Here is an 11,706-nt window from a genome sequence, read left to right on the forward strand (position 1 = left end):
AAGTCTAGGCGGGTGGTGGTGCCGGTCGTTCTTTGCCGGGCTCGTGAGACGCCCCACGCTCGTCGGCCAGCATCCGGACGGCGTCCTGGACCCGGTCGTCGAGGTCGCTGAGCAGGGTGCGCAGCTCGCTGCGCACGTAGTCGCGCGTCGCGACCTCGCCGACCGCCATCCGCAGCGACGCGACCTCCCGGGCGAGGAACTCCATGTCGGCGTGGGCGCGGGCGTTGGCCTGGCGGTCCTGCTCGGCGATGACCTTGTCGCGCTGCTCCTGGCGGTTCTGCGCGAGCAGGATGAGCGGCGCCGCGTAGGACGCCTGGAGGCTCAGCACGAGCGTCAGGAAGATGAACGGGTAGGCGTCCCAGCGGCCGCTGCCGGGCAGCAGCACGTTGCCGGCGACCCACACGACGACGAACAACGTCATGTAGATCAGGAAGGTCGCGGTGCCCATGAACCGCGCGAACTGCTCGGCGAAGACGCCGAAGGTGTCCGAGTCGTACGACGGCCGCCGGACGATCTGACGGCGGTTGTCGCGCGGCGTGTCGAGCCGCTCCCGCCGCTCGCGCCGCTCCACCCGGTCGGAGCGCTCCGAGCGGTCGGACCGCTCCGCGCGCTCCGAGCGGTCGGTCCGCTCGGTGCGCTCAGCCACGACCGCGGCCCTCCGTGCCGCCGCTCAGCGCCTGGTCGCGCCAACCGGTGGGGAGCATGTGGTCGAGCAGGTCGTCGACCGTGACCGCCCCGAGGAGGTGGCCGTTCTCGTCGACCACGGGGGCGCACACGAGGTTGTAGGTGGCCAGGTGGGCCGCGACCTGGTCGATGGTGGCGTCGGGACGCAGGTTCTCCATCGAGTCGTCGAGCGCGCCCGCGACCAGGGTCGACGGGGGCTCGCGGAGCAGCCGCTGGATGTGGGCGACGCCGATCAGCCGCCCGGTGGGCGTCTCGAGCGGCGGCCGGCAGACGTAGACGAGCGCCGCGAGCGCCGGGGTGAGGTCGGGGTTGCGGACGTGGGCCAGCGCGTCGGCGACCGTCGCGTCGGGGCCGAGGACCACGGGCTCGGGGGTCATCATCCCGCCGGCGGTGTTCTCGACGTAGGACATCAGCCGCCGGACGTCCTCGGCCTCCTCGGGCTCCATCAGGTCGAGCAGGATCTCGGCGGTCTCGGGCGGCAGGTCGGCGATCAGGTCGGCGGCGTCGTCGGCCGACATCTCCTCGAGGATGTCGGCGGCGCGCTCGGAGTCGAGGCGCTCCAGGATCGCGACCTGGTCCTCCTCGGGGAGCTCCTCGAGGACGTCGGCGAGCCGCTCGTCGTCGAGCGCGGCGACGACGGCCGTCCGGCGCTCGACCGGGAGGTCGTGGATCATGTTGGCGGCGTCGGCGGGCCGCATCTCGTTGAGCGCGTGGAGCAGCGCGGTCGCACCCTGGGTCTCGCCCCCGGGCTTGGCCAGGCCGTGGACGTCGCGCCACTCGACGACGTGGGTCTGCCCGCGGCGCCGCAGCGCCTTGGCCGGCTGCTGGACGGCGACCCGGCTGAGCACCCAGTCGCGGGTGCGGCCCTGCTCCATGCCGACGTCGTAGACGGTCCCGCTGATCCGCTCGGGGTTGCCCGGACCGCTGGGGATCGTCACCTGCCGGTCGAACATCTGGCCCACGACCAGCGTCTCGGTGGACCGCTGCTCGAAGCGCCGCATGTTGAGCAGCCCGGTCGTGTAGACCTGCCCGCTGTCGACGTTGGTGACCCGCGTCATCGGGACGAAGATCCGGCGCCGGCCGAAGACCTCGGCGACGAGGCCGAGGACCCGCGGGGGGCTGGCCTCCGAGCGCATCGTGACCACGAGGTCGCGGACCTTGCCCACCTGGTCGCCCTGGGGGTCGAAGATGGGCAGACCGACCATCCGGGCGGCGTACACCCGGGTCGGCGTGCTGCTCATGCCATTCACGCTACCGGCACGACACCGTGGTCCCGACGACCGCACCGCGGCGACACCCGGGCGGTTTCGAGGTTCTCCGCGCGAGGACGACCTAGTATGCGGGGATGACCACGAGGACCGGGCCCCGTGCAGCCGTGCTGCCGGCACTCTGCCTCGTCGCGCTGACCGCACTGGGCGCCCTGCTCGGCGGCTGCGGCTCCGGCGACGCCGAGCCGGCCTCCGCGACCGACTCCGCCTCCGAGACCTCGTCCGGCACGCCGACCGATCCCGCGTCCGACCCGACGACCGACCCGGTCGAACCCACGACCGAGGTCACGACCCCGGCACCGCCGGCCATCCCGGCCGGCACCCCCGACTGCTCGGCGGTGTGGAGCGCGGGGGCGACCCTGCCCGGTGGCTACCAGGGCTGCGCCGACGGTGACGTCTACGTCAAGGCCGACCGGCTCGGGTGCGAGTCGGGCCAGGCCATCACTCGCTACGCCGACCAGTTCTACGGCGTCGCGGGCGGCCTCATCTACGAGGGCACCAGCCCGCTGATCGACGATCCCGACTACGCCGAGATGGTCGCCGGCTGCCGCGCCTGACCGTTTCCGACCGCTGCGCCCATTTGGCCAGCCGAGAGGGCGACCTGACAATCATGTCCACCGATCGACACCGACCTGAGGGGATGTCCCGGGCCATGGCCAGACTCCTGGCACTGATTCTTCTCGTCACGGCGCTCGCCGTGCCGACCACGACCGCCTCCGCGGCTCCCACCGCCGCCGGCTCCTCCGTGACGGCCTCGACGACCGTCGCCGACGGCGACAAGAGGCCGTGGGCCAGCAAGCAGGGCCAGAAGGTCAAGCAGACCAAGACCGGCAAGGTCGGCAAGAAGGCCTACTACCGCCCCAAGCGCGGCGTGACCTTCAACTCCGCCATCGGCGGCCGGGCGGCGCAGCGGACGATCATCGACAAGATCCTCCGCACGATCGACGCCACGCCCCGGGGCCAGGAGATCAACATCTTCAGCTGGAACTTCCTCAGCGCCCACGGCACCGACGCCCTGCTGCGCGCCCAGGCCCGCGGCGTACGCGTGCGGCTGCTCATGGACAACATCAACAACGTCGAGATCTCCAACGGGCCGTTCCGTCGGCTGCGCGCCGGGCTGTTCGCGGGCAACCGCGGCCGCAAGTACGCCCGCTTCAGCTGGGCCCGGACCTGCAAGCAGTCCTGCCGCGGACGCGGGGGACAGGCCCACGCCAAGTTCTTCATGTTCTCCAAGGTCGGCAAGACCCCGCGGGTCGTCATCCAGGGCTCGGCCAACCTCACCGAGGCCGCCACCTTCAACCAGTGGAACGACATCTACACCCACGTGGCCAACACGGACGTCTGGAACTTCTATAAGGAGGTCTTCCAGCAGAGCGCCACCGACAAGGCCGAGCGCCGTCCGTTCCTGTCCGTGCGCTCGGGCAACTTCCGACTGATCCAGTTCCCGCTCGTCAACGGTCGCGACCCGGTCTTCCAGCTCCTCAGCCAGGTCAAGTGCAAGGGCGCGCGCAACACCGGCAACGGCATCACCCGCATCCGGATGGCCCCCGACGTGATCCGCAACGACCGCGGCATGCGCCTGGCCCAGGTCATCAAGGGCCTGTGGAACCGCGGCTGCGACATCCGGATCGGCTACACGATCGTCGGCAAGACCATCGGGCAGTACCTCCGCTCCTCGAGCGGCCGCGGCCCGGTGCCGATGCGCCACCTGGTCCAGGACCTCGACGAGGACGGCGAGTTCGACAACTACTTCCACCTCAAGGCGATGTCGATCATCGGCAACATCGGCGACAACCGCAACGGCTACGCCGTGGTCAACGGCTCCTCCAACCTCTCCGGCAGCGCCCTGCGCAGCGACGAGAACATCGGCATCTACGCCGGCGAGCGCGACGCGCGGGCCTACGAGAAGCACATCGACTACTGGTACAACCGGTTCGGCACCGCGTCGTTCCGCACCACGCCCTACGCCGCCCTGCGCGCGACCGGCCGGCTGGCCCAGCCCGACGCGCTCGTCTTCGGCACCGGCAAGGGCGCCATCTACGACGACGGCACCCCCTACAGCGTGACGGGCATCGACCCCTACGCCAACCTCGTTGACTGACACCGCGTCGCGGCGCCGCCCCCTCCGGGTGCGCGGCGTCGACGACACGGGGGTCTCCCTCGTCACCGCCGTCGACACCCCGGTCGACGTCTGCTTCGACGGACGCCGGATCTGGACGTTCTGGACCCGGCGCGACACCGAGGCACCGTCGGCGCCGTCGTGGGCCGGCGACGCCGCGAAGGCGTGGCCCGTACGGGTCGCCCACTGGCCGCGCCCCCTGCGCCAGCACCTCCACGGACGCAGCCAGGTGACGGTGCGCGACTCGGTGACCGGCCGCGTCTACCTCGACGAGACGGTGTCGCTCGGCACCGTCACCTCGACCGGCACCGATCCCGCGCCGATCCTGGTCCGCAACAAGCGCGGCGTCGACCTCGGCATCGACAAGTCCGGTCGATTGGTCCCGACGTTCGCCGGCCGCTCCGACCGCGACATCGCGGCGCTCCTCGACGCCACCGAGGCGGTCATCGGAGCGCTCCGCTCGGCCGGGATCGACCCCTTCATCGCCTACGGCACGCTGCTCGGGGCCGTCCGCGAGGGCAAGGTCCTCGGCCACGACTCCGACGCCGACCTCGGCTACGTCAGCCGGTTCACCACCCCCGTCGACGTGATGCGCGAGTCGTTCCAGGTGCAGCGGCACCTCGCCGCCGAGGGCTGGCGGATCACCCGCTACAGCGGCGGTGCCTTCAAGATCTACGTCACCGAGGCCGACGTAACCCGCGGGCTCGACGTCTTCGCCGGGTTCCTCGACGAGGGCCGGCTGCACCTGATGGGCGAGGTGAGCACCCCCTTCGAGCCGGAGTGGATCCACCCGCTTGGCGTCGCCCACCTCGACGGCCGGCCGATGCCGGTGCCGGCCCGGCCGGAGAAGCTGCTCGAGGCGACCTACGGCCCCGGCTGGCGGGTCCCCGACCCGGCCTACAAGTTCACGACCCCGCGCCGCACGGTGCGGGCCTTCGACGACTGGTTCCGCGGCACCCAGCCCAACATCCGCTACTGGGACCGGCGCTCCCACCACGGTCAGCACCGGCCCCTGCCGGACCGGCCCACCGCCCTGGCCCGGCGTGCCCACGTCGTCGCGGAGAAGCTCGGCGCCGACGTGCTCGACGTCGGCGCGGGACGCGGGTCCGACAGCCTCTGGCTGGCGCGGCAGGGCCACAGCGTCACGGCCTACGACTACGCTCCCTACGCCCTCGAGCCCGCCAAGGCCCTCGCCGACGCCGAGTCGCTCGACCTCGACGTACGCCGCCTCAACCTGGCCGAGCTGCGAGCGGTCCTGGGGGAGGGGACGCGCCTCGCGCACCAGCCCCGGCCGCGGGTCGTGCTGGCCCGCCACGTCGTCGACGCCACCTCCGGCGTGGGCCGCGACGCCCTCGCCCGGCTCTGCTCGATGGCCCTGCGCGACGGCGGCCAGCTGCTCGCCGAGTTCTACCTGCCGGGCCAGGGCGGCCAGTCCTGGATGGTCGGTCGCCCCGACGCCGACGCCTTCACCGCACTCCTGGAGAAGGCCGGTGCCCGACGCGTTATCGTCAGGCACCGCCGGAGGTCGTCCGGTCGGGAGTACGTCCGAGTGGTGGGAGTGTGGTGACGGTGCGGTGGACGTGAAGGCCCTGCGCCCGGGCGGTTCCCGGGTCGCGCAGCTGGAGCAGAAGGTCGCCGACCTCGAGGCCGACCTGACCGAGCTGCGGCGCCACCAGCTGCGGCTGGCCGAGCTCGTCGACGTCGTCCAGGAGCTCCTCGTCCCCGTCGCCTCGCGCGACGAGGCCGCCGTGCAGCGAGCGATCGAGCGGTTCCAGGAGTCGATCTAGTGGTTGATCGGGTCTTCGTCCACATCGGCCTGCCCAAGACGGCGACGACCTACCTCCAGACCATCATCTGGGCCAACCGCGAGCGCCTCCGCGAGGAGGGCGTCGTCGTACCCGGGGCCGAGCGGCGGGACCACCTCTGGGCGTCACGCACGGTGCGCGAGGAGGGCCGCCAGGAGTGGGCCCCCGAGCACCAGCGCACCGCGTGGGACCGTCTGCGTGCCGAGCTCGCCGAGAGCGAGGGCACCGGGCTCATCAGCCACGAGTTCTTCGCCGCGGCCCGGCCGGTCCAGGCCAAGGCGATGGTGGCGCAGCTGGCGCCGGCCGAGGTGCACCTGGTGATCTCGGCGCGCGAGCCGCTCGGCCTCTTCTCCGCGAGCTGGCAGGAGAGCCTCAAGAACGGCTCGACCCTGCCGATGAGCGACTACGGCCGCTACGTGTCGGTCAAGCCGACCGACATCTGGAACTGGCGGACCCTCGACCTGCGGTTGGTGCTCAAGCGCTGGACCAAGGCCGTGCCGCAGGACCGCGTGCACGTGCTCGTCCTCGATCCCGGCGCCCCGCGCGAGGACGTCTGGCACAAGCTCGCCGCCGCGGTCGGCTTCTCGGGGGACGACATGGACCTGAGCTCGACCTTTCCCAACGCCTCAATGGGGGTCGTCCAGGCCGAGACGCTGCGGCGCATCAACGGCAAGCTCGAGGGCTTCGGCCGCGCCTACGAGCGCGGTGTCTACATCCGCAGCTTCCTGGCCGACGAGCGGCTGGTGCCCCAGGGCGGCGACCGGTTCTGGCCCGACCCCGACCAGATCGAGGAGTGCCGCGTGCGGGGCGCCGACGCGGTCGAGCACCTGCGTGAGGGCGACTACGACATCCACGGCGACCTCGAGCAGCTCCTGGTGCCCGCCGACCTCGAGCCCCGTCGCAGCACCTCGTCGGTGACCGACGCCGAGGTGGGCGACGTGGCCGCCCAGCTCGTCGCGACCATGCTCGGCGACGTACGCCGGCTGAGCGAGGAGGTCCGCACCCTCGAGTCGCTGCGTGACGAGGACGCGACCGACGACGGGCGCCTCGGGTCGTTCCTGGCCCGCGCCCGCGCCCGGATCAGCCGCGACGGGCCAGACGCCTGAGCTGCTCGCGACGACCTGCGGGCTGCTCGGCCGGCTTGTCGTCGACCAGGTAGGGCCCCTTGGGCACGTCGCTCAGCTCGGCGACCCGGGCGGCCAGGCGCTCGGCGTCGGCCGGCTCGAGCCGACGCGGTGCGACCGCGGTCGCCGGAGCCGTGGGGTCGGCCCCCTCCAGCAGCCCGAGCTCGCCTAGGGTCTCGACATCGTCGCGCGTCGTGGCCTCGTAGACCTCGCGCAGGTACTTGGCCCGCACGTCGTCGGGGAGGTCGCGTCCGACCAGGGTGCGCAGCGCCTTGGCGACCGGCGCCCGGGAGGCGCGGTAGCGCGCCGGGCCGGCCTGGGCGAGGGCGGTCCACTTGCGCACGAACTCCTCGCCCGACGGGGCGTCGTAGTGCAGGACCTTGAGCCGGGGGTCCTCGTGGCGCTCGAGCCTGGTGCCGTCGGGAGCGACGGCGTCGTGCAGCGTCAGCCCCGATCCCGAGGCGGGCCGGACGCCCGACTTGCCCATGACGTGACCGTGGAAGTAGGCCTGGTTGGTGGCCTCGGGGATCCGGCCCAGCACCTGCAGCAGCGTCAGGTCGGCCTCGTCGAGCAACCGCTTGAAGCGTCGCGGGCGGTCGCCGTCGGGCTGCCACTCGCTGACGGCCTCCCACGGCGGCAGCCAGACGGCGTCGACCCCGGGCGGTACGGCGGCCAGCGCGGCCCGGTCGAGGCAGGCGACCTCGTCGCCGTCGACGTGGAACAGCCACTCGGCCCAGGTGAACGGCTCGAGGACCGACCGCACCCAGCCGGCGTTGGTGCGCTGGCGCACGTTGAGGCCGTGGGGCCGCTCCTCACGCCACCAGTCGCGCCGGGTGGTCGGGATGCAGGTGACGTGGGGGTGGCCCGCGAGGCTGGCCGCGACGTCCCTCTGCTCCGGCTCGGCGGGGGCGTCGAGGAACACGAACATGTGGTCGACGCCCGACGCGAGGTTGGCCGCCACGAAGAACGCGACGTTGTCGACCGAGTCCTTGACGGTCGAGACCGTGAGCAGCATGGGCCTCACCGTATCCGGCTCCTGACCCGCCCTGGGGGACGCCGGACCGGGTGCTCCGAGAGGTCCGTCGACGCCCCCGACGAAGCCTGGCGGAGCGGTCCACCATGCTAGATTCGCGCGGTGCCCCAGAGTTCCCACCGTGCTCGTTCGCGACCCGGGAACCAGCTCCTCCAGACCATCGGCATCGTCCTGGTCCTGGGCCTGATCGTCGCCGGGATCGCGGTCGCCAAGCTCTCGGGCGCCGACACCGCCGTTGCCGACGCGTCCGACGACTCCTCGCTCGTCGGGGGTCCGACCACGGCGGTCGACGACGCGACGGACACGACCGACGCGACCGACGACCCGACCGACGACGCGACGACCGACGAGGCCACCGAGGCCACCGAGGCCTCCGAGACCGCCGCGACCGAGGCGGCCCGGGCCGCGACGGCCCGCAAGCTCGAGCGCAAGGTCGACGCCCGCAAGGCTGAGCTGGCCGACCGCGTCAAGGAGGCCGAGCAGCTCGCCCGTGAGCTCCGCCGCCAGCGCGAGCTGCTGTCGGCGCCCTTCGACGTCCGGGTGGGCTCCCTCAACGTCCTCGGCAGCCAGCACACCGCCCCGGGGGGCACGCGGCGCAGCTATCCGCCGGCCTCGGTGCGCTCGCCGCAGCAGGCGGGGCTGATCAGCAAGCAGGGCCTCGAGATCGTCGGGATGCAGGAGCTCCAGGAGGACCAGCTCAACTCGATCTCCTCGCGCACCGGCCTGACCGCCTACCCGGGCTACGCCTGGGGCTCCAAGGAGACCGACAACTCGATCCTCTACGACGCCGGCCGCTTCGAGATGGTGAGCGGCGACCAGTTCACGATCCCGTTCATGGGCCGCCCCCGTCCCCAGCCGATCCTCCGGCTCCGGGTCCGCGCGACCGGCCGTGAGTTCTACGTCGTCAACACCCACCCCTCCGCCGGCCACGGCGGGCGCTACGCCGCCGAGCGTGCCCACGGCCAGGACGTGCTGGTGGGGGTGCTCGAGGACCTCAAGTCCACCGGGCTGCCGATCCTGCTCACGGGTGACATGAACGACCGCGAGGGCTTCTACGACCGGGTCGTCTGCCGCGGCGGCATGGTGTCGGCCAGCGGCGGCTCCGGCTGCGCGTCGCGCCCCTCGCAGATGCACGCCGTCGACTGGGTCGCCGGGTCGCCGTCGGTGAGCTTCACCAGCTACGTCAGCGACACCGAGGCCGGTGACCGGCGGCTGACCGACCACTACTTCATCCACACGACGGCCCATGTCGGCTGAAGCAGCTGTCGAGCCTGACCGCGAGCAGCAGAAACAGCTGCCCTTCCGGCTCGACATCCAGGGCATCCGCGCGCTCGCGGTGCTGCTGGTCATCGTCAACCACTTCGTGCCCGGCCGGCTCAGCGGTGGGTTCATCGGCGTCGACGTCTTCTTCGTCGTCTCCGGCTTCCTGATCACCTCGCTGCTCGTCAAGGAGGCCGGTCGCAGCGACCGGATCTCGCTGGCCGGCTTCTACGCCCGCCGCGCGCGGCGGATCATCCCGGCCGCCACCGTCGTCATCCTGGTGACGGTCGTCGTCTCGCTGTGGAAGCTGCCCCTGCTGCGGGCCCAGGACATCCTCACCGACGGCGTGTGGTCGGCGTTCTTCGGCGCCAACATCCACATGGCCAACGTCGGCACCGACTACTTCGCCCAGGGCCAGCCGCCCTCACCGCTGCGCCACTACTGGTCGCTCGCGGTCGAGGAGCAGTTCTACCTCGTCTGGCCGCTGCTGCTGATCGTCTGCCTGGCCCTGCTCCGTCGCCGTGGCCACGCCGGGGCCGAGCTCGACCGGCGCTTCCGGCGTACGGCCTGGATCGTCATCACGGTTGCGATCGTGGCCTCGCTGGCGTGGTCGGTCCACACGACCTACGCCTCGCCGGTCACGGCCTACTACTCCACCTTCGCCCGTGCCTACGAGCTCGGCGCCGGCGCGGCCTGCGCGCTGCTGCTGCGTCCCGGCACGGCCAGCCTCGCAAGGCTGCCCCAGCGGGGACGCGAGGCGCTGACCGCGGCGGGCCTGCTCGTCATCGCCGGCTCGGCGGTGCTGCTGTCGGAGAGCACGGCCTTCCCGGGCCTGTGGGCGCTGCTCCCGGTGGTCGGGACGGTCGCCCTCATCGTCGGCGGCGGGGGAGGGGAGCCCACCGCGGTCGGACGCCTTCTGTCGCTCAAGCCGGCGACCGTCATCGGTGACTGGTCCTACTCGCTCTACCTCTGGCACTGGCCCGTCATCGTGCTGGGCCGCGGCATCCTCGGCCGTGACGACTTCAACTCGCCCCCGGTGGCCGCGACCGCGCTGGTCCTGACCTTCGTGCTCGCCTGGGCCAGCTACCGCTTCGTCGAGAACCCCTTCCGTCGCGGCACCTGGCGCCGGCTGCCCATGTCGCTGGCGATCTATCCCGTCAGCATCGCCACCGTGCTGGTCACGGTGGTCGCCGGTCACCAGTACGTCGAGCACGAGCTGACCGGCGGCAACACCCCGCCGATCTCGGTCGAGGAGTTCCCTGGCCAGAACCTCGGCGGCGACCAGTACGTCGCCCTCGTCAAGGCCTCCGTGCTCGCCGCCCAGGAGGGCCGTGACGTGCCCAGCGGCCTCGTGCCGGGGCTGGTCGACCTGCGCGAGCAGACCGCCTCGCTGGGCGACTGCGACTACCGCACCGGCACCCAGGAGCTGTGCCCGCTCGGCACGCCCGGAGCGGAGCGACGCATCGTCGTCCTCGGCGACTCCTACGCCCGGGCCCTGTCGCCCGCGATCGAGAAGATCGGCGAGGAGCACGACTACGAGGTCTACGTCCTCGTCTACAGCGGCTGCCAGGCCACCGGCGCCCAGCAGGTCGAGCGGGCCACCGGCCGCGTCTGGCAGGACTGCGAGGACTTCAAGGACTTCGCGGTCGACACCATCGACGACCTCCAGCCCGACCTGACCATCGTCGCCTCGTCGGTCGGCAAGGTGCTCAACCCCGCGACCGGCGACGTCATCGGTCCCTCCGACGACTTCGACGAGTTCCTCGGGGTCCTCGACCAGGGCTGGCGCGACCTCTTCGGCGAGCTGACCGCCGTGTCCGACCGGGTCGTCGCCGTCGGCAACACCCCGCGCCTCAAGACCGAGGCGGGTGTCTGCCTGACCAAGGACGACCCCGACCTCGGCGACTGCGCCTTCCCGCCCGGCTCGCGGTCCGAGCGCTCGGCCAAGACGCTCCTCGCCGCCGCCAAGGCGGAGGGCGCCGAGACGGTCAACGCCAAGAAGTGGTTCTGCGCCGACGGACTCTGCCCGGCCGTCGTCGGCAACTTCATCACCATGCGCGACACCGAGCACATGACGCCCGACTACGCCCGCTGGCTCGCCACGCCGCTCGCTGAGGCGCTCGACATCCGCGACTCGTGATCGTCACGTCGGCTGAGGTGCGAGCGCAGCGAGCCTCGAAGCCACGCGCCCGACGTCGGCTGAGGTGCGAGCGCAGCGAGCCTCGAAGCCACGTCCGTTGCGTGGGGTCTCACGTGGTCCGGGTCGGGTGGCCGCGCGCGTAGCAGACCGCGTCTCGGCGTCAAGGACGCTCGCTTCGCTCGCGCCGCTTCGCGGCGCCTGCGGCGTCCTTGACCCCGAGCCTCTCGCGGTCTGCTTCTCGGCGCGCAACGGCGAGGCCTCGCAAGCTCGGCT

The 11,706-nt window shown here is 72.1% G+C and carries 10 protein-coding genes; 7 read left to right on the forward strand and 3 right to left on the reverse strand.

Annotation, left to right across the window (positions count from 1 at the left end; all coding sequences use genetic code 11):
• Window positions 1-4: 4 nt before the first annotated feature.
• Both Q7T52_RS08595 and Q7T52_RS08600 read right to left on the reverse strand, forming a co-directional pair.
• Complete coding sequence (locus Q7T52_RS08595; RefSeq protein ID WP_370692310.1) at window positions 5-571, reverse strand: DUF1003 domain-containing protein; 567 nt, start codon at window positions 569-571, stop codon at window positions 5-7.
• Between the two features lie 67 nt (window positions 572-638).
• The gene (locus Q7T52_RS08600) at window positions 639-1,925 is read right to left on the reverse strand and encodes a magnesium transporter MgtE N-terminal domain-containing protein (RefSeq protein WP_304801430.1); all 1,287 of its coding nucleotides are present in this window, start codon (window positions 1,923-1,925) and stop codon (window positions 639-641) included.
• 104 nt (window positions 1,926-2,029) lie between these two features.
• Here Q7T52_RS08600 and Q7T52_RS08605 point away from each other — a divergent pair, with 104 nt between their 5' ends.
• From Q7T52_RS08605 to Q7T52_RS08625, 5 genes are all read left to right on the forward strand, one after another.
• The gene (locus tag Q7T52_RS08605; protein WP_304801432.1) at window positions 2,030-2,509 is read left to right on the forward strand and encodes a hypothetical protein; all 480 of its coding nucleotides are present in this window, start codon (window positions 2,030-2,032) and stop codon (window positions 2,507-2,509) included.
• A 95-nt stretch (window positions 2,510-2,604) separates the two neighbouring features.
• A complete protein-coding gene (locus Q7T52_RS08610) occupies window positions 2,605-4,053 on the forward strand; it encodes a phosphatidylserine/phosphatidylglycerophosphate/cardiolipin synthase family protein (RefSeq protein WP_304801434.1) in 1,449 nt (482 codons plus the stop codon).
• A complete protein-coding gene (locus tag Q7T52_RS08615; protein WP_304801436.1) occupies window positions 4,046-5,638 on the forward strand; it encodes a bifunctional 2-polyprenyl-6-hydroxyphenol methylase/3-demethylubiquinol 3-O-methyltransferase UbiG in 1,593 nt (530 codons plus the stop codon). The genes Q7T52_RS08610 and Q7T52_RS08615 overlap by 8 nt, the downstream gene beginning before the upstream one ends.
• A 13-nt stretch (window positions 5,639-5,651) precedes the next feature.
• Complete coding sequence (locus Q7T52_RS08620) at window positions 5,652-5,858, forward strand: DUF6752 domain-containing protein (RefSeq protein WP_304801438.1); 207 nt, start codon at window positions 5,652-5,654, stop codon at window positions 5,856-5,858.
• A complete protein-coding gene (locus Q7T52_RS08625; protein WP_304801441.1) occupies window positions 5,858-6,982 on the forward strand; it encodes a hypothetical protein in 1,125 nt (374 codons plus the stop codon). The genes Q7T52_RS08620 and Q7T52_RS08625 overlap by 1 nt, the downstream gene beginning before the upstream one ends.
• On the opposite strand, the gene Q7T52_RS08630 is transcribed toward Q7T52_RS08625, so the two are convergent.
• The gene (locus Q7T52_RS08630; protein ID WP_304801442.1) at window positions 6,957-8,015 is read right to left on the reverse strand and encodes a glycosyltransferase family 2 protein; all 1,059 of its coding nucleotides are present in this window, start codon (window positions 8,013-8,015) and stop codon (window positions 6,957-6,959) included. The two genes, Q7T52_RS08625 and Q7T52_RS08630, sit on opposite strands and share 26 nt — an antisense overlap.
• Before the next feature lie 120 nt (window positions 8,016-8,135).
• Here Q7T52_RS08630 and Q7T52_RS08635 point away from each other — a divergent pair, with 120 nt between their 5' ends.
• Window positions 8,136-9,290, forward strand: a complete 1,155-nt coding sequence (locus Q7T52_RS08635) for a hypothetical protein (RefSeq protein ID WP_304801444.1) — start codon at window positions 8,136-8,138, stop codon at window positions 9,288-9,290.
• Window positions 9,280-11,433 (forward strand): acyltransferase family protein, encoded by a 2,154-nt coding sequence (locus Q7T52_RS08640; RefSeq protein ID WP_304801446.1) that lies wholly within the window; start codon window positions 9,280-9,282, stop codon window positions 11,431-11,433. The genes Q7T52_RS08635 and Q7T52_RS08640 overlap by 11 nt, the downstream gene beginning before the upstream one ends.
• Window positions 11,434-11,706: the final 273 nt, after the last annotated feature.

Source organism: Nocardioides sp., from assembly GCF_030655615.1.
In the GTDB taxonomy this organism is placed as follows: Bacteria; Actinomycetota; Actinomycetes; order Propionibacteriales; family Nocardioidaceae; genus Nocardioides.

Bases quoted from the DNA above. Each gene is read 5' to 3' on its own strand.
- Q7T52_RS08605 (WP_304801432.1), top strand. From the start codon at position 2,030: ATGACCACGAGGACCGGGCCCCGTGCAGCCGTGCTGCCGGCACTCTGC.
- Q7T52_RS08610 (WP_304801434.1), top strand. From the start codon at position 2,605: ATGGCCAGACTCCTGGCACTGATTCTTCTCGTCACGGCGCTCGCCGTG.
- Q7T52_RS08630 (WP_304801442.1), bottom strand. From the start codon at position 8,015: ATGCTGCTCACGGTCTCGACCGTCAAGGACTCGGTCGACAACGTCGCG.
- Q7T52_RS08600 (WP_304801430.1), bottom strand. From the start codon at position 1,925: ATGAGCAGCACGCCGACCCGGGTGTACGCCGCCCGGATGGTCGGTCTG.
- Q7T52_RS08640 (WP_304801446.1), top strand. From the start codon at position 9,280: ATGTCGGCTGAAGCAGCTGTCGAGCCTGACCGCGAGCAGCAGAAACAG.